This is a genomic window from Nonomuraea sp. NPDC050153, from assembly GCF_044460125.1.
Lineage (GTDB): Bacteria > Actinomycetota > Actinomycetes > Streptosporangiales > Streptosporangiaceae > Nonomuraea.
In genome coordinates, this window is record NZ_JBITJQ010000021.1 from 142,973 (window position 1) to 169,299 (window position 26,327).

Sequence of the window (26,327 nt, forward strand, 5' to 3'; positions counted from 1 at the left end):
CTCTGAAGGCCCTCCCTGACGATCGTGGAGACGGCACCGAGGAGGTGGGCGAATGAAGCGGTCAGCCGGATCGGCGGAATCCGAGGTCCTGCCCGGGGCGGCGCTGGAGGTCCCGGCGGAACGCTGGCTGCAGTTCGGTCTCACGCCGATCCCGGAGCGGTCCGGCGACCTCTACGCGGGGCTGGCCGCCCTGGCCCGCCGGTGCGTCCGCGACGAGCTGGTCCGCGACTTCTTCTTCATGCACAAGCCCCCCGGCATGCGCGTCCGGTTCCGGCCGGCTTCGGCCGCGCCCGATCTCGACCTGCTGCTGCGCGAGCGGCTGGACGCCTGGCTGGGCGACGGCGTGATCAGCGGCTGGCGTCCCGGCGTGTACGAGCCGGAGACGTACCTGTTCGGCGGGCCGGCGTCGATGCGCAGCGTCCACCGCGTCTTCACCGCCGACTCGCTGGCCTGGCTGGACTACCACCGGCTCCGCCTGGCCGGGCACGCCCCCGGCCCCGCGTGGGCGATGTCGCTGCTGCTGCTCCGGTCGCTGTTCGCCACCCTGCGGATCGACGGCTGGGAGGGCCTCGGCGTCTGGGAGCGGGTGCGGCGCTACCGGCGGCTCCCCTCGGCCGCCCTGGCGGATCCGCGTCTCACGCGGCTGACCGCGGCGCTGCGCGCGGTCTGGCCGTCGCCTGCCGCGCTGGCCGCGAAGCTGTCCCCCGAAGCGGCCGAACTCGCCGAGGACTACCGGCAGGTCGTGCTCAAGGAGGGCGAACGCTGGTTCCGCGACTACTTCGAGAGCGGATCGGCCGAGATGGGGCCCCGCGCGGTGGCGTCGTACCTGGTCATCTTCCACTGGAACCGGGCGAACCTGCCGGCCCCGCGGCAGGCCCTGATCACCGGGGCGCTGCTGGCCCGCGAGGAGGGTGACGCCCGGTGACCACCATGAGCGAGTCGGCCATGCTCCGCGTCGCGGGGCTGCCCATCCGGCTCTGGCTGGCGGCCTCCTCCCCCGAGCTGTTCGCGTGCGTGCGCGCGCTCGACCGCTGCGCCGACGACTACCGCGGGGACGCGTCCGCCCTGGCCGAACGGCTCGGGGACGAGGTGGTGCCCAGGCCGGAGCTGCCGGCCGCGGCGCGGCGCGCGGTCCTCGCCGTACGGCGCCGCCTGCACCAGGGCCGGCCCCTCACCGCCGACCAGGCACACCGCCTGCGCGAGATCGCCCCGGGCCTGACCGCGCACCTGGACCGCGTTGCGTCCCTCTCCGCCGCGCTCCTGCGGCTGGAGGAGCAGGCCGGGGCCCTGGTCGAGAAGGAGCACGACCGCCTGCTGGCGGCCCCGTGGCACCTGCTCGACTCGGTGCCCGGCGGCCGGTCGTGCGTGAGCTCCGACGTGCTCGCCGACATCGAGCGGCGGCTGGCCCGCGACGAGCCGTGGACCTCCAAGAAGATGCGCAGGCGCAGCGACTACCTCTGGCGGATGATCGCCAGGGGCGCGGTCAAGACCACGCCGCGGACCTGGCTGGGGCAGGTCTCGCTCGTCCCCGTGACAGAGCACTCATCCGAGCTCTCCGTGAACGGCCAGGTCGCCGTCGACTGGACGGAGAACGTGCACACCAGGCGGCGCGACCTCGCACGTTCGGCCGCGGATCGGCTTCGGCCGGACCACCGGCTGTCGATGACCCCCCTGCACCGGGTGGAGGGCGACCGCCTCGCGGTCTGGACGGTCGATCCGGCCGCCTCCACGCCCAAGCTCCTCACCTACCGGCTGCGGCGGAGCCCCGCGCTCGACCGCATCGTCGAGGCTCTGCGATCCGGCGTCCGGCCGGTGCCGGAGCTGGAGGCCGGCTCGCCTCCGGGTCTCGTCCGCAAGCTCGTCCAGCTCGGCGTGCTCGAAGTCGCGGCCCCGCTGAGGCAGCGGCGCGGCCGATGGGAGAAGACCACCGCGCGGGCCGCCTCCGACGCCGATGCCGGGTTCGTCGACGTGTACCGGCGTGCCGACGGTGCCGTCACCGCCGACCTGACGACCCTGCAGCACGCCTTCGAGCAGTACCGCAGGATCGGCACGCTGATCGCCGAGGACGCGCCCAGGCCGCACAGCAGGCTGCGGGAACGGATCGGCCCGCGACCACGTCCCGTCATGGACGTGTTCGCCGAGGAGATGGCGGCCCGGACCGCGGAGGGAGAGCTGAACCAGCGGGTCCTCCCGCAGAACGCCTGGCCCCCGGCACACCGCACCGGCTCCGGCTACGCACGGCTCCTGGGCCTGATGGCCGCGGCGCTGGACGCCGCCTCACGGCCGGCACCCGTCATCGACATCAGCCCGGCGATGCTCGACGCCGTCGGGGCACCGGACGCCCCGATCACCTGGCCCACCGATTGCGCGGTCCGCCCGCTCTCCGGCGGCGGATGGGTGCTGGACAACGCCAGCCCGGCCGCCGTGCTCGACGCACGCTTCGTCGAGACGCTGCGCTGGCTGCACGGGCCGGTGCCCTCCGCCGACGCCTACCGGGCGTTCCTCTCCGAGCTCGACCGGATCAGCGGCGTCCCCTCGGTGGAGCTGTTGATCCCGCCGCTGGTGGAGCAGGCCGCCAACGCCATCCGCAGGCCGCGGTACACCTCCGTCTGGACCGGCGACCCCGACCCCGGCCATTACGGCACGACGTGGCAGGCAGCGGCGGCGCGTCACCTGCCGTTGGGCGAGCTCACCGCGCACCGTGAAGCGGATCGAGTCGTGATCTCCCATGCGGGCAGGCCCGTGCGGATCTGCACCCACGCGACGCGCACCCCCACGACGCCGTGGAACGTGCTGAGCGGGATCCTGTGTGCCGACTCCCAGCAGCATGCGGCCCGCTGCCGCCGGTTGCGCTGCTCGCTCACCGCGTTTCCCGAACGGTCCTTTCTCCCCCGGATCAGCGTGGCCGGGTCGCTGGTGATCTCCGCCGCGCAGTGGCGGGTCCCCGCCGATCGGCTGGGCTTCGCCCTCGCGGGAGGCGGCGACCTGGCCGGGCTCCGGGCGCTCACCACACTGCGGGACCGGCTCGGGTTGCCCCGATGGGTGTTCGTCGCCGGCCCGTCCGGATACCGGCCGCTGGCCTGTGACCTGGACAGCTTGCGCGCGCCGCGGGTGTTCGAGCAGGCCTTGAAGGCGCTCGCGTCCGCCGCCGGCGACGAGCCGCCCGAGCTCACCGTCACGGAGATGCTGCCCGCGGCCGACGAGCTGACCGTGTCCGACCACGGCACCGAGCGGGTGGCCGCGGAGATCCTCATTCGATTGCCCCACGCGGTGCCGCCCACAGCGCTGGCGGCCGCCGCTCAGGTTTCGGCCGGAACGACATGACCGGCCGGATGTCGGAATACCGATCAACAAAAGGAAGAGGTGGCGCGTCAATGTCCGAGAACACCGCACCCGAGCCCCAGGACGGCACCGAGCCTCAGGACGAGGTCGAGGCCCTGGTCGACGAGCTGGAGGTCCACGGTCTGGACGCCCCCGTGGAGGGCACCGTCGGGTGCAGCGGGCACTGCACCGGGACCTGCTGAAACCGCGATCACCAAGGGCGCCCCGGTAAGCGGGCGCCCTTGGTGAGCCGCACCGAGCCGGCATCCGCTGAAAGGGCATCGTTGTGACATCGACCCACGTGCTCGAGCGAGCCGCCGTGCGGGCGGTCGCGGAGACACTGCTTCAGGAATACGCCAGGACAGCCGAGCCGGCACACAACGGAGGTGACTCCGGACCGGCCATCCTGGCCACGCTGGTCGCCGGCCAGGACCGTCCGCCGGGCGAGTCGGCCGCCGCCCGCGCCATGGCCACGTGGCTGCGCGACTTCCGCAGCCCTCACTACCATCCTGGCCTTTTCGGCGGCGGCGCGGCGGCCAGGATGTTCGGCCTGCGGATCGCCGCCACGACGTGGACGCGGCTGAACGAGCCCCTGGCGAAACAGCGGGCCAGGCTCATCGAGTACGTGGCGGCCCCGCGCTGGCGGACCGCAGAGGTCGGGTGGGAGGACTACGACCTCATCGTGGGCCCGGCAGGCGTGCTGGTGGCGTTCGCCGCCGATCCCGGTGTCGACGCCGCGGACCGGGCACCGCTGACAGCCCGGCTGGCGCTGCTCTGCGCGGACGAGGAACTGTCCGGGCTGCGGGTGGGCCAGTACCAGGGCGAGAAGCTGCGCGGCTGGAACTTCGGCCGCGTCAATCTGGGGCTGGCCCACGGGCTGCCCGGCATCGTGACCGCTCTGCGCGCCGCCGCCGAGGCCGACGGGCTGAGTGAAGAATTGACCGACCTGCTGCGACGGCTCGGGGCCCGGCTGGTGGCCGAATCCTACGTCGACGGCAGAGGAGTGATCACCTGGCCGTTCGGAACGACCCGGCCGGACGGCCATCGCGCGCCCCGGGGAACCGGCCGGCGGCAGGCCTGGTGCTACGGATGCCCCGGCAACGCCTGGACACTGTGGGAAACCGCACGCGTGCTCGGCGACAAAGACCTGGGCGCCTTCGCCGTCGAGTCGGCGCGATCGTTCCTGGCCGCGTACGACGACGACCTCTACCTGGACGGTCTGGGCCTGTGCCACGGGGCCGCCGGACTGATGCTGCTGTTCGACGCCTTCGCCCGGTTCGCCGGGCTGCCGGAGGCGTCGAAGCTCGCAGATCACCTCACGGACCATCTGATGAGCCGGCTCGGCGACCCCCATGCGCTCGCGGAGACCGGCTGGTCACTGCAGGAGGGGGCACCCGGGGTGCTGTCCGCGCTGCTGACGAGGAACGGAGGTGACCGGCGATGGCTCGCCGCATTGGGGCTGAGATGACCCGCGGTCGCGGCGCGAGCGGCGTGCTGGAGGTGATCCGCCTCCTGCCGCGCGTCTCACTCGTGCTGACCGCCGCCCTGACCGCCGTCGTGCTGTTGCAGGCCCTGCTGACCAGCGGATTCATGCTGGCCAGCGCCACCGTCGTGGGAGACGTGGCACGCCATGCGGCCGGCGGCGCCGGTGGCACGGACCTCGCGCTGCTGCACCTGGCCGTCTTCGTCGCCGTCTTCGTGGCGCGGCTGGCCATCACGCCCCTCTCGGGGATGATCTCCGGCGAGCTGGCGCGCCGGCTCAACGCGACGCTCGGCCAGACGACCCTCGAAGGAGCACTCCGGCCGGTCGGCATCGGTCATCTCAGCGATCCCGGCGTCGCCGACCGCATCCAGCTCGCGCAGGGGCTGGCGACGGGCTATCCACCCGGCGACGCCGTGACTTCGCTCACCAGGCTCGCGACCAGCCGGTTGAGCGGAATCGCCGCGGCGATCCTGCTCGCCACCGTCGAATGGTGGCTGCCCCTGCCGCTGGCCGCCGCCTGGATCGCGCTGTCGCGATGGCGGCTGAGCGAGGTCAGGAAGGCAGTGGATGCCGAGGAAGGCGCGATGCCCGCGCTGCGCCGGGCCGCCTACGCCCGCGATCTCGCGATCGGCGACGCCGCGGCCAAGGAGGTCAGGGTCTTCGGCTTCCAGGACTGGCTGCACGAACGGTTCACCCGGGCCTGGCTCGTCGGCATGGACGCGCTGGCCGGGCCGGGCCACCTGCTCACCAGGGCGGCGGGTCCTGTCCTGCTCGCGCTCTCCCATGCCGCCGTGCTCGGCTACCTGGTCTTCGCCACGGCGGGCGGGCGTTTCGACGTGGAGTCGGTCACCGTCGCCCTGCAGGCCATCGCCGGCATGGGCGCGCTGGGCTGGATCGGGGACATCCAGTGGATGCTGGCCCAGGCCGGCGCCACCGTGCCGCACGCCCTGGCGGTCGGCCGGCTCGGGGTGGAGGCCGAGCACAGCCGGTCGGACGCCACCGCCCCGGACGAGCGGTTGCCCGCTCAGGAGATCCGGTTCGAGGACGTACGGTTCGGCTACCCCGACCGTCCGGTCCTGAAGGGCCTGGACCTGAGCATCCCGGCCGGCTCGTCGCTGGCGATCGTCGGGATGAACGGCGCGGGCAAGAGCACCTTGATCAAGCTGCTGGCCCGGCTCTACGACCCCGTCGCCGGCCGGATCACGATCGACGGCGTGGACCTGCGCACCCTCGACCCCCACGCCTGGCGCCGCCGGCTCGCGATCGTCTTCCAGGACTTCGTCCGCTACGAGCTGCCCTTGCGGGACAACGTCGGCTTCGGCCGGGTCGACGCCGACCGCTCCAACGGCGCGTTCGACCGGGCCGCCAAGCTGGCCGGCCTCAACGACTTCCTGCCCCGGCTCACGGCCGGCTGGGACACCCCGCTCAGCCGCAGGTTCGAGGGCGGCACCGACCTGTCGGGCGGCCAGTGGCAGCGGGTCGCGCTGGCCCGCGCGCTGTTCGCGGTCGAGCACGGCGCCCGCGTGCTCGTCCTCGACGAGCCGACCGCCAACCTCGACGTGCGTGCCGAGGCCGAGATCTACCAGCACTTCCTTGAGATCACCCGTGGGCTCACCACGATCCTGGTGTCCCACCGGTTCGCCACCGTGCGGCTGGCGGACCGGATCTGCGTGATCGAGGACGGCCACGTCATCGAGTACGGCTCGCACGAGGAGCTGATGGCGCTCGGCGGGAAGTACGCCCACCTGTTCACCCTGCAGAGTGCGCCGTTCAGGGAGGCCCGCCATGTCTGACCGTACCTCCCCGCGCGTCGCGGTCCGGGCCGTCGCCCTGCTGGTCGGCGCCGCCTTCAAGGCGGACGCTCCCCGGGCGGCGCTCGTGCTCGGACTCGCGCCCGTGACCGGCGCGATCGCCGCCGTGACGGCGGTCGGCCTGCAGCGCATGGTGAACTCCGCGGCCGAGGCCGATCCGTCCGGGATGGTGAGCGCGGCCATCTTGCTGGTCGGCGCGATCGTCGTCGGCAACCTCGCCGGGACGTTCGCCGCGGACCTGCGCATCCGGCTCCAGCAGCGGGTAGGGCTCCTGCTCGACCAGCGCATCATGGCGATGACCAGCGGCCTGCCGCACCTGGACCACCACGAGTACCCGCCCTACCAGGACCAGCTGGAACTGCTCCGCAGTCATCGCTCCTCGCTCGGCTCGGCCTTCGGGGCCCTGGTGGAGAACCTGCGGGCGATGGTCGCCTTCGGTTCCACCGTCGCGCTGCTGATGAGCGTCCGCCCGGAGTTCCTCCTCCTGCTGCTCCTGGCCCTCCCCACGGTGCTCGCCGTGCGGCGCGGCGAGCAGGCCGCCGCACGGGCCGAAGAGGCGACCGTGGCGCCGGAGCGGCTGCGGCAGGGGCTGTTCACGACCGCCTGCTCTCCGGGCGCGGCCAAGGAACTGCGGGTCTTCGGCCTGCAGGAGGAGATCGCCGGCCGCCACCGCACCCTGTGGGCGCAGGTCGACGGGCCCCGGCGGCAGGCGGAGGTCCGCACGGCCGGGTGGACCTCCGTCGGATGGCTGATCTTCGGCGCGGGCTTCGCCGGCGCGCTCTACCTCGTCGTCACCGCGGCGCTGCGGGGTCAGGCGAGCCCCGGTGACGTCGTCCTCACCATCGCGCTGGGCGGCCAGCTGACCGGCAGCGTCTCCGGGCTGATCCAGATGCTCACCTGGATGCAGAAGACGCTGCGCGCCATGGGGTACTACCTGTGGCTGGACGACCACGCCAGGGCCCGCATCCGGCCGCGTGCGGCGGGCGCCCCCTCGCCTGCCGCCGGAGCCGACCTCGTCCTGGAGAACGTCTCCTTCAGCTATCCGGACGCCGCCCGGCCGGTGTTGCGGGACGTGTCGCTGCGGCTGCCCGCCGGCCGTACCGTGGCCATCGTGGGCGAGAACGGCGCCGGGAAGACGACGCTGGTCAAGCTGCTGTGCCGGCTGTACGACCCCACCGCGGGCCGGATCGCGTACGGCGGGACCGACCTCGCCGGCTACGACGTCCAGGCCTGGCGCGACCGGGTGACGGCCTGCTTCCAGGACTTCTGCCGCCTGGAGTTCCTGCTGCAGGAGTCGGCCGGCATCGGCGACCTGCCCCGCATCGACGACGAGCCCGCCGTAAGAGACGCCCTCGACCGCGCGGGCGCCTCCGCCCTCCCCGGCCTGCTCCCCCAGGGCCTGCGGACGCAGCTCGGCCCCACGTTCCCCGGCGGCACCGACCTGTCGGGCGGGCAGTGGCAGAAGGTCGCGCTGACCCGGTCGATCATGCGGGACGCGCCGATCCTCCGCGTCCTCGACGAGCCGGCCGCCAGCCTCGACCCGGCGAGCGAGTACGAGATCTTCCGCCGCTTCCAGATCGCCGCGAGCCAGACGGAGAACGGCACGATCACGGTCTTCGTCTCGCACAGGTTCGCGACCGTGCGCACCGCCGACCTCATCGTGGTCCTGGACGGCGGCACGATCCGCGAGCTGGGCGGCCACGCGGAGCTCATGGCCCTGGACGGCCTGTACGCCACGCTCTACCGGCTGCACGCCAAGGGGTACGAGGAGACGAAGCCTTCCTGGACCGACGCCCTCGACCAGGACTTCGACGACGCGGCTATGAGTAGCGCTCGCACACCGTGAAGGACGTGCTTCTGGTGGCCTTCGAGGGTGTCAGCAGGTGGAAGACGATCGTGTGCCGGCCCGGTTCGAAGGCGCCGAAGGGGTTGCGCCGGTTCTTGGTCGTGCCGGTCACCCAGTCCGTCTTCCAGCCCTCGTCCTGGCCGTCCACCACCCAGCGGTAGCCGTACTCCACCTGCCTGCCGGACGGGCCGCTGATCGAGGCGACGGGGAAGAGGCTGGGCGACCAGCAGCCCTTCTCCGTCTTCAGCCCCTCCAGCGTCAGCGACACCAGGCGTACGGCTCCCGCCGGCGCGGCCGTCTTCGTGGCCTTGGCCGTCGGCCGCGCGCGGGAGACGGTGGGGGTCGAGCCGACGGTCCCGGTGGGGCGCGCGCTGGGTCTCTTGGTGGGTGTCCTCGAAGGCGTCTTGCTGGGCGGCTTATTGGGCGACCTACTGGGCGTCTTGGCCGGTTTGCCGGCCGGTGCGCTGGGTGAGCCGGTGGCGCCCTGTCCCGCGCCCGAGGCGGTGGGCTCGGGTGTCGCCGCCTGGTTCGGCGCGGCCGTCGTCGCCGGTGCGGGCATCCAGACGATCGCCCCGGCCACCAGGGCCCCGGCCACCGCCAGCGCCCCCGCGCCCGCCAGCAGCGCCTTCCCGCGCGGGCGGCTCGCCACGGTACGGTCCCGCCGGCTCGCGACGTCGCCCGCCGGACCGGTGGGCAGGCCGGTGGGCGGGGCGCCGATGAGCCGGAGCAGGACGTCCTGCATGGCGGGCCGGGCGGCGGGGTCCTTGGCCAGGCAGGCCAACACGATCGAGCGCAGCGGACCCGGCAGGTCCCCCAGGTACGGCTCGTCGTGCAGGATGCGGCGGATCACCGCGGGCAGCGAGTCGTTGCCGAACGGCGGGTGTCCCGTCGCGGCGAACACGATCACCGACGCCCACGCGAACACGTCCACCGCGGGACCCAGCGGCGCGCCCGCGAGCTGCTCGGGCGCCATGTACGCGGGCGTCCCGACGATGCTGCTCGTCACGGTCAGCGAATGGCCGGCCGCGCGGGCGATGCCGAAGTCGATGACGCGCGGCCCGTCCCTGCCCAGCAGCACGTTGGCGGGTTTGAAGTCGCGGTGCACCACCCCGGCCCGGTGGATGGCCGCCAGCGCGGTCGCGGTCGCCACCGCGAGCCGCTGCAGGTCGGCGCCGTAGTGCCGCCCGGCCTGCTGGAGCGAGGGCCCCTCGACGTACTCGGTGACGATGTACGGCCGCCCGCCCAGCGAGGCGTCGAGCACCTGAGCGATGCAGAACGGCTCCACCCGGCGCGCCGCGTCGATCTCCTTGGCGAAGCGATGGTCATCGGCCAGGCCGTCCACCAGCACCTTCACCGCGACCCGCCGCCCGTCTGGAGCCTGGCCCAGGTAGACCACGCCCTGACCGCCCACGCCCAGCCGCCCGAACAGCCGGTACGGCCCCACGGCCGGGGGATCCTCCGGCAGGAGCGGGTTCATCACTCGGTCCCGACCGGACAGATGGTGAACGAGAGCGCTTTCGACGCGGTCGCGGGCGAGGTGACGCGCAGGGTGATCCGGTGCGCGCCGTTCGACTTCACGAGCGGGCCGACGACCTGCATGGTGTGGGACTCGGCGATGACGGACTCAGAGCGCTCCACCACCCGTCCGTCCAGGATCCACTCGTAGTTGAACCTGGTGCTCAGCTTGGTTCCCTCGACCAGGCCGAAGGTGTTGGTCTGGCCGATCTGGCAGTCCTGGGTGTTGGCCTTCCTGGCGCCCATGGCCCGGATCCACACCACCCGGAATGAGCCCCCGCCCGACGAGGGCTTCGCCGACGCGGTGGTCCGTCTGGGCGCGGGCTGCGTCGGTTGCACGGTCTTCTTCACGGTCGGCCTGGTCGTGGCCACCGACACCGCCGGAGAGGGACTCTTGCTCCCTTTCGGACGCTGACGCGTTTTCGTCGCAGCCGGAGTCGAGGTCGAACTCGGGGTCGAGGCCGGGGCCGACGTCCCGGCGGAGGTGAACGCCAGCGGCAACGTGCTCGGCTGCGTACCCTGGGCCCGCACGTTCGTGGCCGCCCAGGCGACGGCGCCCGCGACCGCCAGCGCCCCCACGCTGGAGAAGACCGCGACGACCGCCGTCCTGCTCCCGCGCCGCCGCCGTCCCGGAACCGTGGACAGGCCGCCGGACAGACCGCCGGACAGTCCATCGCCGCCGACCGCGTCCGGACGCACGGGGGCCGGTCCGCCCAGGAGCCGCAGCAGCACGTCCCGCATGGTCGGCCGGCGGGCCGGGTCCTTGGCCAGGCACGCCAGGACGATCGTGCGCAACGGTTGTGGCAGGTCGCCGACCTGCGGCTCGTTGTGCAGGATGCGGTTGATCACCGCGGGCAGCGAGTCCTCGCCGAACGGGGGCACCCCGATGGCGGCGAACACGATCACCGACGCCCACGCGAACACGTCCGCCGCCGGCCCGACCCGCTCGCCGGCGAGCTGTTCCGGTGCCATGTACGCGGGCGTCCCCACGATGCTGCCGGTAGCCGTGGCCCCCGCCTCGACGGACCGGGCGATGCCGAAGTCGATCACCCGGGGCCCGCCCTGCCCGAGCAGCACGTTGGCGGGCTTGAAGTCGCGGTGGACGACGCCCGCCTGATGGATGGCCGCCAGCGCGGTCGCGCTCGCCACCGCGAGCCGCTGCAGGTCGGCGCCGTAGTGCCGCCCGGCCTGCTGGAGCGAGGGCCCCTCGACGTACTCGGTGACGATGTACGGCCGCCCGCCCAGCGAGGCGTCGAGCACCTGAGCGATGCAGAACGGCTCCACCCGGCGCGCCGCGTCGATCTCCTTGGCGAACCGCTCGTCGGCGAGCCCCTCGCGCAGCACCTTGACCGCGACCGGCCGGCCGTCCGGCCCCTGGCTGAGATAGACGACTCCCTGGCCGCCCGCGCCCAGCCGCCCGAACAGCCGGTAGGGCCCCACGGCGGTGGGATCGCCCTCCCGTAGAGGCTCGGCGCGCGGCATGGGACTCCCGTGACGACTTTAGGGGATCTTCGGCACCATAGCGGGAAAAGTCAGATCTAGTGAGCCAGTCGCGTAAACCCGGGCGTTTCACACCTCAGCTATGGGCGGGAGACAGCGCCCGTCCTAGGTGCCGGCGGGCTCCGTGGCGGAGCGGCGCAGGTCCGGGGTGGTCGCGGCCACCACGGCGACGGCGCCGAGGCAGAGCAGGCCGCCGCTGATCAGGGCCGCCGCGCCCGAGGTGGCGTCCGCGACGAGGCCGCCGCGCAGGTTGCCGAGGTCGGGGCCGGCCTGCCCGACGATCTGTTCGGCGGCGCCGACCCGGCCGAGCAGTTCGTTCGGGGTGTGCAGCTGGACGATCGTGCTCCGGGACACCACGGCCACGGTGTCGGCGGCGCCGGCCAGGGCGAGGAAGGCCAGCCCGGCCCAGGGGTCGGCCGACAGGCCGAACAGCGCGAGCGCCGCGCCCCAGGTGGCGGATCCGGCGAGCATGACCAGGCCGGGCCGGGGAAGCCGGGTGAAGGTCCCGGAGAAGACGGAGGCCACGACGCCACCGACGGCCATGGCCGTCAGGAACAGCCCGAGAGTGCGCGGGTCGCCGCCGAACCGCTCCGCGTTGACCAGGGGGAACAGGCTGACCGGCATCGACAGCACGGTGGCGGCCAGGTCGGTGACCAGGGCTCCGCGGACGGCGGGAGCGCGGGCCAGGAAGGCCAGGCCGTCCAGCACGCCGCGCAGGCCGGGGCGGGCGGGCTCGCCCTCGGGGCTCATCGGGGGCAGTCCGAACACCGCGTAGAGCGCGGCGGCGAAGGTGAGCGCGTCGATCAGGTAGCAGCCGCCGACGCCGAGCCCGCCCACGATCAGCCCGCCCAGCGCGGGTCCCATCAGCATGGCGCCCCCGAAGGAGATGCGGTTCAGCGCCAGCCCGGCGGCCACCTGGTGCTTGGGCAGCAGGTGCGCGATGAAGGTACGCGAGGCCGGGCCCCCGACGGCGCCGAAGCAGGAGTGCGCGACCACCAGCCCCAGGATCCCGGCGGGCGGGAGATGCCCGGCGAAGCCCTGAACGGCGAGGAGGAGCGAGCACCCGGCCTGCCCGGCGGCCGTGATCAGGCAGAGCCTCCGGCGGTCCACGCGGTCGACGACCGAGCCGGCGAGCAGCCCGAGCACGACCAGCGGGATCGCCTGCGCCAGGCCGACGGCGCCGGTCCACGCGGTGCTGCCGGTCATCTGCCAGATCTGGAACATCACCGCGACGAGCGTCATCTGGCTGCCGAAACCGGACAGCGCCTGACCGATCCATAACCGCCGGAACTGCGGCGACGACCGGAGCGGGGTCACATCGAGCAGCGTGTGCCTCAGCCCCATTCGGGGTCCCGCGCCAGTTTCTCCGCGATCCGGTCGTGGAAGCTCTTGCGTTCGAGGGCCCGCTCGATGTCGGTGACGACCCGGGAGAGCGGATAGGGGATCTCGGCTTCGAGTTCGGCGGCGGCGGCCTCGGTGGCCCGCCACTCCGCCGCCAGGCGGCCGATGACGGCGCGGGCGTTGTCGGTGAGCGTCACCTTCTTGCTGCGCGCGTCTCTGCCCTCGACGGTCTCGACCCAGCCGGCCTCGCGCATCGCGGCCACCTTCTGGCTGAGCGCCGAATGCGTCCGGTTGACCGACTCGGCCAGTTCGGTGATGGTCATCGGGCCGCGGGCGTGCAGCCGGAGCAGCTCCAGCACGTAGCTCGGCTTGAGCCCGTCGATCCGGGCGTCGGTGTAGACGCGGGCGATGTCGGCGTCCATCGACGCCTGAAGGAGCCGCAGAGGGCGCCAGAGGCTCTGCTGGGTGGGGTCGAGCTCATGGGGATCAGGCATGAGCAAATCGTAACAGCACTTATATAAGTGCTGTTACGATTCTGGACGGCGTCAGCCGCTCCGGCGCGCACGTTCGCACGCGCACCGGGCGGGCCGGCCTCGCCGGAGACGCGCCGTCCTGCCGTGGGGGTCGATCGGCCCACCGCCGAACCGGCCGAGCCGGGACGGACCACAGCAGGGCGACATGTGCACCGGTGCGGCCCGGGGCGAACGACGCCGTCGGGACAGGTACAGCTCGATGCTCTCCCGCAGGGTGACGGCGCCGGCCAACATCACCACGGCGATGCAGAGGGCACTCTTGGCCACTTTTCTCGCCTCCTTACAGCGACTGCTCTCCGAACGACATTCGGATCAGGAGCTACATATCCGCTACAGGACCACCACAGCGGCCGGTTCCACAGAAGGACGTCCAGCGCATCCAGGGCTCCCGGCCACGACGCGTCCGCGCTGCGCGGGTGGACCGGGAAGAAGCAAGGCGCCATCGCCGAGTCGCCCTCCCGGAGAAGGCGTGGCGGGCCCGCCCCCGCGACGCTCGCGGACGCCGTCCATTCGCCGGCCGGAACACCCACCGGCCCCGCGTTGAAACGCGCCCCGAATCCCGGGCCACAACGTCGACAACGATGATCGACGCGACCGCCATAAAGCCACTACATTTCGACCATATAAATGCGGAGGCTACTCCTGATCTTTCTGTCAGATAGCAGATAAGTGCGCCATAAATTCGCCAGATCAGCCCGTCTGACCTGGAACGATGTGAACAAACGCGGCTCACGAAAAGGCGGGACGTCGAACCCGTGGTCGCCTGCTGAAGGACGCGGAAGGCGTGACTCCGAACGCGATTTGAACACCGATCTGAACGCCTGTCCAGCCCCTTGTCGAGCGAATTTCGATCATCTAATGTCCATGTGATCTAATCACTCACCCCCGTACTCGGGAGGCCCCCTTGCGCCGATTAACGACCGCCGTCGCCCTTGCGGCGGTGCTCATCCCCCTGCTCTCTCCCGAGGCCTCGGCCTCCGCCGTCGAGGAACCGCCCCTGGCCGACGTTCAGGAGGTCGGCCCCGGTCAGTACTCCTCCGACTCCTCCACCTTCAAGATCGCCGAAACGGACGTGTCCTTCGCCGCGATCGGCCGCCGGCACGGCGTGGCCGGCGCCGGCGGCGATCTGGCCCGGCCGCAGTCGGCCCCCGCCACCCGTCCCGAGCTGGCCGTCTTCGGGCCCGGCTGGCAAGGGGAGTTCCTCGGCGGGTCGATCAACCGGAAGCTGGAAGTCCAGAGCGGCGCCATCGTCATCACCGACCTGGAGGAGGGGGGTTCGACCCGCTACGACTTGAAGAGCAGCGTCTCGCTGCCCGGCGGCGGCGGTATCAACACCTACGAGGACGCCACCGGGGCCAAGATCACCGAAACCACCAAGTGGGACGCCACCGCCGGGGCGATGCGTACCACGATGTCCGAGGCGATCGCGGTGGAGCCGGGCACCCAGGACACGGGCGACGACACCTTCACCGACGCGAGCGGCAATCCCGTCAGCGCGGCCGACCTCAAGTTCACCTACACCTGGGCGCAGCCGGCGGGCCTGCAGAGCACCGACACCTGGCGGGTGACCAGCGTCGGCACCACCGCGTACGGCAAGTCGACGGTCGGCTACGACACCCAGGGCCGCATCAGCACCATCAAGGAAGCAGCGGGCGCCGAGGTCCCCGAGACCACCCTCGCGTTCACCTACGCCACCTCGACCACGGCTGGCACCTCCTCCCTCGGCGACTTCACGGGCCGCCTCAAGGAGATCACGGTCACCCTCGGCACCGAGGCGCCGCAGACGGCGGCCCGTTACGCGTACGACCTGTCCGGCCTGCTGCGCACGGTGACCGACCCCAGCGACGGCACCACCCAGGCGACCTACGCCTACGACGAGATCGGCCGCCTGACGTCGATCGACTCGAGCAGCAACGGCGCGTGGCAGCTGAGCTTCCCGGCGGGCAGCGCGGTCCCCCAGGTGACCTCCACCGCCTCCGACCGGCCGACCGCCGACACGCCGATCGAGGGGTCGGGCGGGATCCCCAGCCCCGTGACCCCGGAGCCGCCGCCGGGTGACTTCCTCCCTGGCGGCATCGACGGCACGCAGGCCTATCCGAAGTACTGCCCCACGGCCAAGGACTGGATGTGGTGGACCAAGATCGGCTGCATCTCGTACGCGGCGCACTACGGCTGGCACAGCCCGAGCTGGAAGCGAACCGCCAGCGGCTTCAAGGTCATGGGCATCAACCACGACCACTGCACGCAGGCTCCGGACCGCCCCAGCGGCTTCGACTACCGGCCGGCCTGTGACTCGCACGACTACGGGTACGGGCTGATCGGCAACACGTACAAGAAGTACAAGTACTACCTCGACCGCAGCCGCAAGGCCGACGTGGACAACAGGTTCTACATCACGCTGCGCGACAAGGTGTGCGGCGGCTACTTCATCCTGGTACGCGGGACCTGCAAGCGGATCGCCCTCGTCTACTACGCCGCCGTCCGCGTCAAGGGCAACCCCAAGAACGGCGCGAACGCCACGTAACCGAACGCTGTGACCCATGGGCCGGACGGCGGGATCGATGGCCGTCCGGCCGCCCCCTCATGTCGGCGTCGTCACCATAGAACTCTTCACGTAAGGGCGCGATATGTCATGAAAATACCGATTTTATCCTGCGTCATCGCAGCATTGGCGGCTACGACGCTCGTGAGCGTGCCGGCCCACGCGGCCACGGCGAATTTGGACAAGCAGACCACCGCGACCACCGCGAACGCGGACAAGCAGACCACCGCGGCCGCGCCGACGGTGGAGCCCGAGCTGCGCACCAAGCTTGCCGCCGGCGGCAAGCTCAGGGTGAACGTGATCACCAAGTCCCGGACCGACCTGCCCGACGCCGCCAGCAACGGCCAGGTCCTGCAGACCTCCTCCCGCTTCCCCATGGTCACCCTGCGCGTGGACGCGGCGGCGGTGGACCGGCTGTCCAAGCTCCCCAACGTGGTCAGCGTCACCGAGGACAAACCCGTGCCCCCGGTGCTGGCCCAGAGCATCCCGCTGATCGGCGGGGACCGCACCCGCGCGGCGGGCATGACCGGGGCCGGCAGCGTCGTCGCCGTCCTGGACACCGGCGTCGCCGTCAACCACCCCTTCCTGGGCAGCCGCGTCGTCGACGAGGCCTGCTTCTCCCCCATCGACGCCGACTACTCGGCCACCAGCCTGTGCCCCGACGGCAACGCCGAGCAGGAGGGACCCGGCGCCGCCGACACCGACACCGGACCCTGCGCCGACGCCGCCCTCGACTGCGACCACGGCACCCACGTGGCCGGCATCGCCGCCGGCAACGGCCAAGGCGTCACCGGAGCCCCGCCCGCCGGTGTCGCCCCGGCCGCGGAACTCGTCGCCATCCAGGTCTTCAGCAAGTTCACCTCCGAGGACTTCTGCGGCGCCGGCGCGGCCCCCTGCGTGCTCAGCTTCACCAGCGCCCAGATCGCCGGCCTGGAGAAGGTCCTGGAGATGCAGGAGGCCGGCACCCCCATCGTGGCCGCCAACCTCAGCCTCGGCAGCGGCCGCTACAGCGCCGCCTGCGACGACGACCCCCGCAAACCCGCCATCGACGCCCTCCTGGCGGCCGGCGTGGCCACCGTCATCGCCGCCGGCAACAACGGCTACGGCGACGCCATCAGCGCGCCCGCCTGCGTCTCCTCGGCCATCGCCGTCGGCAGCACCACCGACCAGGACACCCCCTCCACCTTCAGCAACCGCGGCCCGCTGCTGGACGTGTTCGCCCCGGGCACCGACATCGTCTCCTCCGTGCCCGGCGGCAAGTACGCCTCCATGAACGGCACCTCGATGGCCGCCCCGCACGTCACGGGCGCCCTGGCCGTGCTGCGCCAGGCCCAGCCCGACACCGCCGTCTCCACGCTCGTGACCACCCTGAAGACCACCGGCAAGACCATCACCTACACCGGCGCCGCCACCCCCCGCATCCAGCTCGACACCGCCGTCCTCGGCGGCACCAATCCCGGCCCGGACCCCGACGCCGACCCCTGGCCGCTGCCCAACTACACCAACGGGACCGACTACGCCATCCCCGACCACGGCTACGTGGAATCGAAGATCGTGGTGAACGACCTCATCGGCAGCGCGCCCGCCTCCATCGAGGTCTACATCGACATCCACCACACCTGGCGCGGCGAGGTGAAGGCCGACCTGATCGCCCCCGACGGCAAGGTCTACCCGCTGCGGTCGCCGGACCCCAACGACAGCGCCGACATCATCCACGAGACCTACACCGTCAACGCCAGCGCCTCCCCGGTGAAGGGCACGTGGAAGCTGCGCGCCCAGGACGTCGAATGGCTCGACACCGGCTACATCGACAGCTGGACCATCAGGCTGCCCTGCTTCGGCGCCTGGGACGACATCCCCATCCCCGACCCCGGCAGCACGGACTCCCAGATCGTGGTCGGCTGGATCTCCGGCAAGGCCCCCTCCAACGTGACCGTCTACGTCGAGATCAACCACACCTGGCGCGGTGACCTGAAGCTCGACCTGGTCGCCCCGGACGGCAAGGTCTATCCGTTACGGGCCCCGGCACCGAAGGACGACGCCGACGTCCTGAACGAGACCTATCACGTCAACGCCAGCACCTCACCGGCCAGCGGCAGCTGGAAACTCCGCGTCGAGGACGTCGCATCCGGCGACAAGGGCTACATCAACGGATGGACCCTGACGCTCTGAACAGCCGCGGCGGCTCGGGACGCGGGACTACGCACCGAGCCGCCGCGCGCCCTCGGCCAGCTCGCCCAGGTCGGCGGTGGCCGCGAAACCCAGCCGGAGGTAGTCGCCAGGAGCCTCCGCGGCGAAGTATTCACGGCCCGCGCTGATGACCACGCCCCGCGCCCGCGCCGCCTCGACGGCGGCGTGGTCGTGGCCCGCGCTCATCCGCACCCACAGGTGCAGCCCTCCGGCGGGGAGCTGTCCGGGCAGCCAGCCGGGGACCTCGCGGGCCAGCGCGGTGACCAGCGCGGCGCAGCGCTCGCGCAACGCGTTGGCGAGCGCGCGCAGGTGCCGCTCCCAGGCCGGGGCGCTGAGCAGCTCGACGGCCGCCTCCTGGAGGGGGCGCGCGATGAAGAAGTCGTCGACCCGCCGCATCGCGCGCAGCCGTTCCATCACCGGGCCCCGGGCGACGACCGCGCCGATGCGCAGGCTGGGCGAGGCGGGCTTGGTCAGAGAGGTCACGTGGACCACGGTGCCGTCGCGGTCGTCGGCGACCAGCGCGCGCGGCACCGGCGCGCCGTGGCCGAGATGGCGCGCGAAGTCGTCCTCGACCAGGAAGGCTCCGGCCGCGCGGGCCACGTCGACGACCTGCCGGCGACGCTCGGGCGACAGCACGGCGCCGGTCGGGTTGTGGAAGGTCGGCTGGCAGTACAGCAGCCGGGCCCCGGTCGTGGCGAAGGCGTCGGCCAGCAGGTCGGGCCGGATGCCGTCGGCGTCCAGGGGGACGGGCACGGGGCGCAGCCCCGCCGCGCGGGCGGCGACCAGCGCGCCCGGATAGGTGGGCGATTCGACCAGGATCGGGCTCCCGGGCGCGGCGATGGCCCGGAACGCCATGGAAAGAGCGCTCTGCCCGCCGCTGGTGATCAGCACGTCGCCGGCGCCGACGTCACCGCCGGCCTGCCTGGCGAAGATCGCGCGCAACGGCGCCAGCCCCGCCGTCGGCGCGCGGTCCCACGCGTCCGGGCGGCGCGCCGCGCGTGCCAGAGCGGCGGCCAGCGCCTTCGTGGGCTGCAGGGAACGGTGCAGGTAGCCGCCGGCCATCGTGATGGCGCCGGAGGCCGGCGGGCCGAGCAGCTCTCCCTCCGACGGCGCGGGCATGGTGCGGTCCGCGAGCACCACCGTCTGCCAGGAGGTGTCCGCCACGCCGTCGGCGGACCCGTCTCGCGAGCTCCGGCGAGCCGCGACGAAGGTGCCGCTGCCCGGGCGGGTCACCACCGCTCCCTCGGCGGCCAGCAGGGCGAAGGCCCGCGTCACTGTCACGGGGCTCACCCCGTGGCGGCGCACCAGGTCGCGGGCGCTGGGCAGCCGGTCGCCGACGGCCAGCCCGGCGATCTCCGCCCGCAGGCTCGTGACGAGAGCCTGAGTAATGTTACTCTCGGACATGAGAGTCAAGAGTAACGCTTTCGCCTTCACCGAGGAAACGCTTCAGACCCTGCGCGGCGACACCCCCGGCTGCGCGTCGGTGATCCACTTCAACAACGCCGGCTGCGGCCTGCTGGCCAGGCCGGTGCTCGACGCGATGCTCGACCACCTGCGCCTCGAAGCGGCCATCGGCGGATACGAAGCGGCGGCGGCGCGGCAGGCGGAGATCCGCGACTTCTACGCCGCGACGGCCGGGCTCGTCAACTGCTCCCCCGAGAACATCGCCTTCGCCGGGAGCGCGACCGACGCCTACACCAGGGCGCTGTCGGCCATCCCGTTCGAGCGCGGGGACGTCATCCTCACCACGCGCAACGACTTCATCTCCAACCAGATCGCCTTCCTGTCCCTGCGCAAGAGGTTCGGGGTCGAGATCGTGCACGCTCCGGACCATGCGGACGGGAGCGGGGTCGACGTCGAGGCGATGGCGGAGCTCATGCGCTCGCGGCGCCCCCGGCTCGTCGCCGTGACGCACGTCCCCACCAACTCCGGCCTGGTCCAGCCGGTGGCCGAGATCGGCCGCCACTGCCGCGAGCTGGAGCTGCTGTATCTCGTGGACGCCTGCCAGACGGTCGGCCAGTACGAGATCGACGTCGACGAGATCGGCTGCGACCTGCTCACCGCCACGTGCCGCAAATTCCTGCGCGGGCCGCGCGGCTCGGGCTTCCTGTACGTCTCCGACCGGGTCCTGCGCGCCGGCTACGAGCCGCTGTTCATCGACATGTACGGCGCCCGCTGGGTCGGGCCGCGGCGCTACCGCCCGGTCGAGACCGCCGCCCGCTTCGAGGACTGGGAGTTCCCCTACGCGGCCGTGATCGGCAGCGCGGTGGCCACCAGGTACGCCCTCCAGGTCGGCGTGCGCCGCATCGCCGAGCGCACTCCCGCGCTCGCGTCCCGGCTGCGTGACCTGCTGGCCGGCATCCCCGGCGTCCGGCTCCTCGATCGCGGCACGCGGCCGGCGGCCCTGGTCACCTTCGAGATCGAAGGCTGGCGGCCGCAGCCCTTCAAGGAGGCCATGGACGCGAAGGGGATCAACTCCGCCCTCAGCTTCCGCGAGTTCGCCCAGTACGACTTCGGCGACAAGGGCGTCGAGTGGGCCCTTCGCCTGTCACCGCACTACTACAACACCGAGGAGGAAGTGGACCGGGTCGCCGCCGCGGTCGGCGAGCTCAGCGTCGCCGCCACCCGGGGCTGACGCGGGGCGAGCCCGCACGGGCTCGCCCCGGGCCCACGCTCAGAAGTACGTGGGCTGGCGGGGGGTGTAGTGCTCTTCCAGCGACGTGATCTCGTCCTCGGTGAGCTTGACGTCCAGCGCGGCGACCGCGTCGGCCAGGTGGCGCGGCTTCGTGGCGCCCACGATGGGGGCGCTGACGACCGGGTTCTTCAGCACCCAGGCCATGGCCACCTGCGCCATCGAGACGCCACGCGCCTCGGCGATCCGCTGGACCGCGCCCACGACGGCCTTGTCGCCGTCCAGGAACAGCGGGCGGCCCTGCCGGTCGGTCGTCGGGTTGGTCTCGGCGCGGCTGGTGCCCTTCTCCCCCCACGGGCGGGCCAGCAGGCCCGCGGCGAGCGGGCTCCACGGCACGCTGCCCACGCCCTGGTCCGCGAGCAGGCCGAACATCTCCCGCTCCTCCTCACGCTGGACCAGGCTGTACTGGTCCTGCATGGAGACGAACCGGCTCCACCCGTTCGCCCGCGCCACGTGCTGCATCTTGGCGAACTGCCAGGCCCACATCGACGACGCGCCGAGGTAACGGGCCTTGCCGGCCTTGACGACGTCGTGCAGGGCCTCCATCGTCTCCTCCACCGGCGTCTCAGGGTCGAACCGGTGGATCTGGTAGAGATCGACGTAGTCGGTGCCGAGGCGGCGCAGGGAGGCGTCGATCTGCTCCATGATCGCCTTGCGGGACAGCCCGGCGCCGCCGGGGCCCTGGTGGATCGGGAAGAACACCTTGGTCGCCAGGACGATGTCGTCGCGGCGCGTGTACTTCTTCAGCGCGCGGCCGACGATCTCCTCCGACGTGCCCACCCCGTAGACGTTGGCCGTGTCCCAGAAGGTGACGCCGAGCTCGACCGCCTGCCGGAAGATCGGCTCTGCCCCCTCGTCGTCGAGCGCCCACGGCGTCCACTCCGCGGACACCCCGAAGCTCATGCAGCCCAGCGCGATCCGGCTGACCTTCAGGCCCGACGACCCCAGACGGGTGTACTCCATTCGCTGTCTCTTTTCCTCGCGGGTCTTCTCCAAGACCGTCCATCCTGCGCGCGGAGGGCGCGTACTGGCAGGGCGGGCTGTTCGGGGGTGTGACAGGGCCCCCCCACCACAGCTCCCACGCAGGTCACTGCCCGGCAGACTGGAAGGTATGGCACGTGAGCGGCAGGACGGCGGTGGCGGCAGCGAGCTGGGGCGTTTCCTGCGCGCCCTGGCCGGCACCGACCCGGACGCTCCCGACCTCACCGACCTCGCCGGGGAGCTCCTGCTCAAGAGCCCGGAGTTCGCCCGGCTGTGGGAGCGCTACGACGTGCGCGGCCACGTACAGGGGAGCACGACCTTCCACCACCCCGAGGTCGGCGACGTCACCCTCGGCTACCAGTCCATGCTGCTGGAGGGCACCCCCGGCCACCGGCTGATGACCTACCACGCCGAGCCCGGCACCCCCGGGCACGACGCGGTCGTCCTGCTGGACCTGCTCGGGTCCGAGCACGCCGCGAAGCTCTCCGCCGGCTGAACGGCGGGCGCGCGGGTGGCCCTGTCACACCCCCGAACGCCACTCATCCAACCCTGACCCCGAGGAGGACATGATGCCCGCTGAGCCCACGCCCGCACAGAGGCTGATCGGCGACTTCGCGCCGAAGCTGGTGGAGCTGACCGACGAGGTGTTGTTCGGCGACGTCTGGGAACGTCCCGGTCTGTCGCCCCGCGACCGCAGCCTGATCACGATATCCGCGCTGGTGGCGCTGTACCGCACCGGCCAGCTCGAATCCCATCTGCGCCGGGGCCTGGACAACGGCCTGACCACGGACGAGCTCGTCGAGGCGATCACCCACCTGGCGTTCTACGCCGGCTGGCCCAACTCCATGACGGCGATCACCACCCTGAAGGAGATACACCCATGACCGAGTGGACGAGCGAGGAGCTCACCTCGATCGGGAACGCGGAGGAGCTGGACCTGGCGTCCCGGCGGAAGGACGGCACGCTGCGCGCCCCGGTGACGATGTGGGTCGTCCGCCACGGCGACGGCCTGTACGTCCGCTCCATGCACGGCCGGGCCGGCGCCTGGTACCGCGGCACCCTGACCTGCGGCGAAGGCCGCATCACGGCGGGCGGCGTCGACAAGGACGTCACCTTCGCCGACGCCGGCCGCGCGCTCGACGAGGAGATCGACGCGGCCTACCGCGCCAAGTACCGCCGTTACGGCGCGAACATCGTCGGCGGCGTCGTCAACCCCGAGGCGCGCGCCGCGACGATCCGGCTCGTGCCCGCTTCCTAGCCGGCCGGGGACGAACCGCAGCTCCCCGACGCGTCACATTCCAAAGCAAACGCTTGGTACAGTCGATGCGTGCTGCTCGCAGGCAAGGTCGCGGTCATCACCGGGGCGGGCCCCGGGCTGGGGCGCACCCTGGCGCGTCTCCTGAGCGAGGAGGGCGCCAGGGTCGCCGTTGCCGCCCGCACCGCGGCCACGGTCGAGCGGACCGCCGCCGAGGTGCCGGGCGCCCTGGCCGTGCCCGCCGACGTGACCAGGGTGGAGGACGTACGGCGGCTCGCCGACACCGTGATCGACCGGTTCGGCCGGGTGGACGTGCTGGTCAACGCCGCCTTCCCCGGGTCGCACCGCAGGAACGTGCTCGACATGTCCGCCGGCGACCTCGAAGCCTGGCGCGCGGCCGTCGAGACCGGCGGCTACGGCACCCTGCTGGCCTGCCGGTTCATCGCGCCGCACATGGTGGCGCGGCGCTCCGGCTCCATCGTCAACATCACCTCCATGTCCTCCCGCGAGGGCTACGCGGGACGCAGCGACTACGCCGCGGGCAAGGCCGCCGCGCACCTGCTGTCCCACTGCCTCGCCGGCGAACTCGGCCCGTACGGGGTGCGGGTGAACTGCGTCGCCCCCGGCTGGATCGCCAGTGACGTGCTCGACGACTGGATGCGCGCGCGGGCCGCGGCGGAAGGCGTGAGGTTCGAGGAGATCCTCGCCCGCGACGTCTCGGCGATGGCACTGCGCCGCATCGCCACGGAGGAGGACGTGGCCCGCGCCGTCGTCTACCTCGCCTCCGATCACGCCAAGGCCGTCACCGGCGCCACCATCGACGTCAACGGCGGCCAGCTGTTCACGTGAAAATGTGATCTTGTCTGCGGCCCCGGAAGTGATCACACTACGTTCGAAGCACGGGCGTCGAACGAGGAGAACCTCAGTGGCCAATGCCTGGATGACCACCCCCTTGACCTGGCTCTTACGGATCGGTGCCGCGTGCGTCCTGGCCGCGCCCGCGCTGTCGCCCGCCGCGGCTTCGGCCCTGGCCACGACCCCGGCGCCGCTCCAACCCTTGAGCCTGACGGGCCTCGACCTGCGCGCCGGATCGGACCCGTACACCGTGCCGCTGACGGCGGAGTACGAGCAGGTGGGCATCGGCGGGGCGCTCAGCGGGACCGACCGCGTCGCGCTGCCCGGCAACGAGGACCCCGGCTGCGCCGCCCGGGCGGCCTACCTGCCGCGGGTGCCGGTCCGCTCCTGGTTCTGCTGGAACGCCACCGCCCAGGGCGACAAACAGGACCTCCCGCACTCTCCCTGGGTGCCGCAGGGGATGGCCACCTCGGGTGAGGCCCAGCTCGACGGCACCCCGATCGGCGGTGACCACCGGGCCCTCATCACCAGCTGGGTCTGGCTGAACTCCCCCGACCCGGACAACCCCGACTACCGCACCAACTCCGTGAACCTGTCGGTGGTCGACCTCGACGACCGCCGCTACCGCAACGTCCTGCCCGTGTGGGTCGACGGGCAGGGGAAGCTGCGCCGGATCTACGGGCACGGCGGCGGCCTGGCCTGGTACGGGCCCTACCTGTTCATGACCTCCAGCACCAACTGGAACGGCTACGCCGGCCCCGACTCCGCGTACAACACCATCCGGGTGTTCGACACGCGCAAGATCTACCGCAAGCGGGACGGCAGCGGCGGCGACTACCGCTACGTCATCCCCGAGGTGCGCCACTACATCACCCCGATCCGCCTGGACTACGTCTCCCTGGACCGCCACAGCGCCGGGGGCGCCACCCTGATCGCCGGCACCTACAAGGCCTCCAGCGGCTCGTCGGGTTCTCCGGCCGGCACCAAACTGGTCCGCTACCGCTTCCAGCCACCCCCGGACGGCGACTACCGGCTCGTCAACGCGCCCGCGCAGGCCTGGGTGTCCACCGTCCCGGCCGACCCCGCCGACGCCATCAGCGACGTGCAGGGCGTCCAGGCCGACGGCGACCTCCTCTACCTCAACATGGCGGCCGGCGCGCACCCCGGCCCCGACCCCAGGAGACGCTTCGCCACCGTGAACCTCGGCGCCTCGCCCCGGACGATCAGCGCCCACACGAGCTGGGCGTACCGGCCGGAGGACCTGTCGCAGTGGTACGCCACCGGCGAGCTGTGGGGGCTCACCGAAGGCGAGGAGGAACGGGTCGTCTTCTCCGTCGCGATCGCCGACGTCGATCCCGCCTGAGCCCCGAGATCAGCGGCGGCCGCCGGCGAAATCTTGATGGTCCCGGATTAACGACATCGCCATCCGCCGGGCGTCCCGGTGGAGGAACCGTCACGAGTCTGCTGGGGTGGGGTCCGGGAGGTGACCGATGGCCCAGGACAGACCGATTCTCGTCACGGGCGCGGCCGGCAGCGTCGGAGCGGTCGGCAGGACCGTCGTGGAGACGCTGCGGCGTCAGGGGCTCCCGGTCCGCGCGCTGGTCCGTCGCGAGGACGAGCGCGCCGAGGCGCTGCGGGCCACGGGCGCCGAGGTCGTCGTCGCCGACCTGTCGCGCGCCGCCGACGTCGTGCCCGCCGTGCACGGGGTGGGCCGGGTGTTCTTCAACATGAGCGTCTCGCCGTCGTACCTGGAGGCCGCCGTCACCATGGCGACCGTGGCCCGCCAGACCGCGGGCATCGGGGCGTTCGTCAACCTCTCGCAGATGACCGTCTCCGGGATGACCACCACGAGCACGGAGGAGTCGCGCCAGCAGCGGCTGCACTGGCTCGCCGAGCAGGCGCTCACGTGGTCGGGGCTGCCGCTGGTCGTCGTCCGGCCCACGGTGTTCCTCGAACATCCCTTCTTCACCCTCTTCGCCGCCGCCTCCATCGCCGAGCGGGACGAGATCCGCCTGCCCTTCGGGGGCGCGCGGACCTCGCCGGTCGCGGCGGGCGACGTGGCGGCCGTCGTCGCGACCATCCTGGCCGCCCCGTCGCCGCACGTCGGGAAGGTGTACGAGCTCACCGGGCCGCGCTCGGAGGACATGAACGCCGTGGCGGCGGAGTATTCCGAGGCCCTGGGACGGCACATCACGTACGCGGACGTGCCGCTGGAACAGTGGCTCGAAAAGGACCTCCGCAAGGCGAAGCTGCCGGACCACCTGGCCGACCACATCACCACCATGGCCCGGCTGCACGCGCGGGGCCGCTACGCCCGCCTCACCCACGACGTCGAGACGATCACCGGACGACCGGCGACGAGCGTCAAGACCTTCGTCGCCGGCCACGCGTCCCTCTTCGGCGGCGCCGCAAGCCCCGCGACCCGCAAGTAAACCGGTTGTCCCCGGCGCTCCCGGGTCGCG

The 26,327-nt window shown here is 72.2% G+C and carries 21 protein-coding genes; 15 read left to right on the top strand and 6 right to left on the bottom strand.

The genetic code is table 11. The annotated features are described in order from the left end of the window. Positions 1–52: 52 nt before the first annotated feature. The 6 genes from ACIBQ1_RS39005 to ACIBQ1_RS39030 all read left to right on the top strand — a co-directional run bounded on the left by ACIBQ1_RS39005 (position 53) and on the right by ACIBQ1_RS39030 (position 8,461). Positions 53–925, top strand: coding sequence for a thiopeptide-type bacteriocin biosynthesis protein (locus ACIBQ1_RS39005; protein WP_397284878.1), 873 nt, complete (start codon positions 53–55; stop codon positions 923–925). Beyond that, the gene (locus ACIBQ1_RS39010; protein ID WP_397284880.1) at positions 922–3,324 is read left to right on the top strand and encodes a hypothetical protein; all 2,403 of its coding nucleotides are present in this window, start codon (positions 922–924) and stop codon (positions 3,322–3,324) included. The genes ACIBQ1_RS39005 and ACIBQ1_RS39010 overlap by 4 nt, the downstream gene beginning before the upstream one ends. A gap of 50 nt (positions 3,325–3,374) precedes the next feature. Next, positions 3,375–3,524, top strand: a complete 150-nt coding sequence (locus tag ACIBQ1_RS39015) for a hypothetical protein (RefSeq protein WP_397284882.1) — start codon at positions 3,375–3,377, stop codon at positions 3,522–3,524. 98 nt (positions 3,525–3,622) lie between these two features. After that, positions 3,623–4,789 carry a lanthionine synthetase LanC family protein gene (locus ACIBQ1_RS39020; RefSeq protein ID WP_397284884.1) on the top strand — a complete coding sequence of 389 codons (1,167 nt, stop codon included), beginning with the start codon at positions 3,623–3,625 and terminating at the stop codon, positions 4,787–4,789. Then, a complete protein-coding gene (locus tag ACIBQ1_RS39025; RefSeq protein ID WP_397284886.1) occupies positions 4,786–6,597 on the top strand; it encodes an ABC transporter ATP-binding protein in 1,812 nt (603 codons plus the stop codon). The genes ACIBQ1_RS39020 and ACIBQ1_RS39025 overlap by 4 nt, the downstream gene beginning before the upstream one ends. After that, positions 6,590–8,461: an ABC transporter ATP-binding protein gene (locus ACIBQ1_RS39030; RefSeq protein ID WP_397284888.1), complete on the top strand. Its 1,872-nt coding sequence runs from the start codon at positions 6,590–6,592 to the stop codon at positions 8,459–8,461. Before ACIBQ1_RS39025 ends, ACIBQ1_RS39030 begins: the two co-directional genes overlap by 8 nt. Here the strand turns inward: ACIBQ1_RS39030 and ACIBQ1_RS39035 are convergent. From ACIBQ1_RS39035 to ACIBQ1_RS39050, 4 genes are all read right to left on the bottom strand, one after another. Continuing rightward, positions 8,436–9,938 (bottom strand): protein kinase, encoded by a 1,503-nt coding sequence (locus ACIBQ1_RS39035; protein ID WP_397284890.1) that lies wholly within the window; start codon positions 9,936–9,938, stop codon positions 8,436–8,438. The genes ACIBQ1_RS39030 and ACIBQ1_RS39035 overlap by 26 nt on opposite strands. Continuing rightward, positions 9,938–11,458, bottom strand: coding sequence for a protein kinase (locus ACIBQ1_RS39040; RefSeq protein ID WP_397284892.1), 1,521 nt, complete (start codon positions 11,456–11,458; stop codon positions 9,938–9,940). The genes ACIBQ1_RS39035 and ACIBQ1_RS39040 overlap by 1 nt, the downstream gene beginning before the upstream one ends. A 123-nt stretch (positions 11,459–11,581) precedes the next feature. Beyond that, on the bottom strand, positions 11,582–12,820 hold the full coding sequence (locus tag ACIBQ1_RS39045) for an MFS transporter (protein ID WP_397284894.1): 1,239 nt from the start codon (positions 12,818–12,820) through the stop codon (positions 11,582–11,584). Next, entirely contained in the window at positions 12,811–13,311 is a 501-nt protein-coding gene (locus ACIBQ1_RS39050) for a MarR family winged helix-turn-helix transcriptional regulator (RefSeq protein WP_397284896.1), read from the bottom strand. The genes ACIBQ1_RS39045 and ACIBQ1_RS39050 overlap by 10 nt, the downstream gene beginning before the upstream one ends. Positions 13,312–14,254: 943 nt before the next feature. Between ACIBQ1_RS39050 and ACIBQ1_RS39055 the strand changes: the two genes are divergently transcribed. Both ACIBQ1_RS39055 and ACIBQ1_RS39060 read left to right on the top strand, forming a co-directional pair. Next, entirely contained in the window at positions 14,255–15,874 is a 1,620-nt protein-coding gene (locus ACIBQ1_RS39055) for a phospholipase A2 (RefSeq protein WP_397284898.1), read from the top strand. Positions 15,875–16,042: 168 nt separating this feature from the next. Then, positions 16,043–18,064: a S8 family serine peptidase gene (locus ACIBQ1_RS39060; protein WP_397284899.1), complete on the top strand. Its 2,022-nt coding sequence runs from the start codon at positions 16,043–16,045 to the stop codon at positions 18,062–18,064. A gap of 27 nt (positions 18,065–18,091) precedes the next feature. On the opposite strand, the gene ACIBQ1_RS39065 is transcribed toward ACIBQ1_RS39060, so the two are convergent. Beyond that, positions 18,092–19,486, bottom strand: coding sequence for a PLP-dependent aminotransferase family protein (locus tag ACIBQ1_RS39065; RefSeq protein ID WP_397284901.1), 1,395 nt, complete (start codon positions 19,484–19,486; stop codon positions 18,092–18,094). Here ACIBQ1_RS39065 and ACIBQ1_RS39070 point away from each other — a divergent pair. Next, on the top strand, positions 19,485–20,717 hold the full coding sequence (locus tag ACIBQ1_RS39070) for an aminotransferase class V-fold PLP-dependent enzyme (protein WP_397284903.1): 1,233 nt from the start codon (positions 19,485–19,487) through the stop codon (positions 20,715–20,717). The two genes, ACIBQ1_RS39065 and ACIBQ1_RS39070, sit on opposite strands and share 2 nt — an antisense overlap. A gap of 39 nt (positions 20,718–20,756) precedes the next feature. Here ACIBQ1_RS39070 and ACIBQ1_RS39075 read toward each other — a convergent pair whose 3' ends face one another. After that, positions 20,757–21,737 (bottom strand): aldo/keto reductase, encoded by a 981-nt coding sequence (locus tag ACIBQ1_RS39075; protein WP_397284905.1) that lies wholly within the window; start codon positions 21,735–21,737, stop codon positions 20,757–20,759. Positions 21,738–21,885: 148 nt separating this feature from the next. Here ACIBQ1_RS39075 and ACIBQ1_RS39080 point away from each other — a divergent pair, with 148 nt between their 5' ends. From ACIBQ1_RS39080 to ACIBQ1_RS39105, 6 genes are all read left to right on the top strand, one after another. Continuing rightward, entirely contained in the window at positions 21,886–22,251 is a 366-nt protein-coding gene (locus ACIBQ1_RS39080) for a hypothetical protein (RefSeq protein WP_397284908.1), read from the top strand. A gap of 70 nt (positions 22,252–22,321) precedes the next feature. Next, positions 22,322–22,639 (top strand): carboxymuconolactone decarboxylase family protein, encoded by a 318-nt coding sequence (locus ACIBQ1_RS39085; RefSeq protein ID WP_397284909.1) that lies wholly within the window; start codon positions 22,322–22,324, stop codon positions 22,637–22,639. Next, positions 22,636–23,013, top strand: a complete 378-nt coding sequence (locus ACIBQ1_RS39090) for a DUF2255 family protein (RefSeq protein ID WP_397284911.1) — start codon at positions 22,636–22,638, stop codon at positions 23,011–23,013. The genes ACIBQ1_RS39085 and ACIBQ1_RS39090 overlap by 4 nt, the downstream gene beginning before the upstream one ends. 69 nt (positions 23,014–23,082) lie before the next feature. After that, positions 23,083–23,859, top strand: coding sequence for an SDR family oxidoreductase (locus tag ACIBQ1_RS39095; protein ID WP_397284914.1), 777 nt, complete (start codon positions 23,083–23,085; stop codon positions 23,857–23,859). 91 nt (positions 23,860–23,950) lie between these two features. After that, positions 23,951–25,228: a hypothetical protein gene (locus ACIBQ1_RS39100; protein ID WP_397284915.1), complete on the top strand. Its 1,278-nt coding sequence runs from the start codon at positions 23,951–23,953 to the stop codon at positions 25,226–25,228. 127 nt (positions 25,229–25,355) lie between these two features. Then, positions 25,356–26,297: an NAD(P)H-binding protein gene (locus ACIBQ1_RS39105; RefSeq protein ID WP_397284917.1), complete on the top strand. Its 942-nt coding sequence runs from the start codon at positions 25,356–25,358 to the stop codon at positions 26,295–26,297. Positions 26,298–26,327: the final 30 nt, after the last annotated feature.

Coding starts and splice junctions, on each gene's coding strand:
- ACIBQ1_RS39005 (WP_397284878.1), top strand. CDS start 53: ATGAAGCGGTCAGCCGGATCGGCGGAATCCGAGGTCCTGCCCGGGGCG.
- ACIBQ1_RS39015 (WP_397284882.1), top strand. CDS start 3,375: ATGTCCGAGAACACCGCACCCGAGCCCCAGGACGGCACCGAGCCTCAG.
- ACIBQ1_RS39025 (WP_397284886.1), top strand. CDS start 4,786: ATGACCCGCGGTCGCGGCGCGAGCGGCGTGCTGGAGGTGATCCGCCTC.
- ACIBQ1_RS39030 (WP_397284888.1), top strand. CDS start 6,590: ATGTCTGACCGTACCTCCCCGCGCGTCGCGGTCCGGGCCGTCGCCCTG.
- ACIBQ1_RS39035 (WP_397284890.1), bottom strand. CDS start 9,938: ATGAACCCGCTCCTGCCGGAGGATCCCCCGGCCGTGGGGCCGTACCGG.
- ACIBQ1_RS39040 (WP_397284892.1), bottom strand. CDS start 11,458: ATGCCGCGCGCCGAGCCTCTACGGGAGGGCGATCCCACCGCCGTGGGG.
- ACIBQ1_RS39045 (WP_397284894.1), bottom strand. CDS start 12,820: ATGGGGCTGAGGCACACGCTGCTCGATGTGACCCCGCTCCGGTCGTCG.
- ACIBQ1_RS39050 (WP_397284896.1), bottom strand. CDS start 13,311: ATGCCTGATCCCCATGAGCTCGACCCCACCCAGCAGAGCCTCTGGCGC.
- ACIBQ1_RS39070 (WP_397284903.1), top strand. CDS start 19,485: ATGAGAGTCAAGAGTAACGCTTTCGCCTTCACCGAGGAAACGCTTCAG.
- ACIBQ1_RS39065 (WP_397284901.1), bottom strand. CDS start 19,486: ATGTCCGAGAGTAACATTACTCAGGCTCTCGTCACGAGCCTGCGGGCG.
- ACIBQ1_RS39075 (WP_397284905.1), bottom strand. CDS start 21,737: ATGGAGTACACCCGTCTGGGGTCGTCGGGCCTGAAGGTCAGCCGGATC.
- ACIBQ1_RS39080 (WP_397284908.1), top strand. CDS start 21,886: ATGGCACGTGAGCGGCAGGACGGCGGTGGCGGCAGCGAGCTGGGGCGT.
- ACIBQ1_RS39085 (WP_397284909.1), top strand. CDS start 22,322: ATGATGCCCGCTGAGCCCACGCCCGCACAGAGGCTGATCGGCGACTTC.
- ACIBQ1_RS39090 (WP_397284911.1), top strand. CDS start 22,636: ATGACCGAGTGGACGAGCGAGGAGCTCACCTCGATCGGGAACGCGGAG.
- ACIBQ1_RS39100 (WP_397284915.1), top strand. CDS start 23,951: ATGACCACCCCCTTGACCTGGCTCTTACGGATCGGTGCCGCGTGCGTC.
- ACIBQ1_RS39105 (WP_397284917.1), top strand. CDS start 25,356: ATGGCCCAGGACAGACCGATTCTCGTCACGGGCGCGGCCGGCAGCGTC.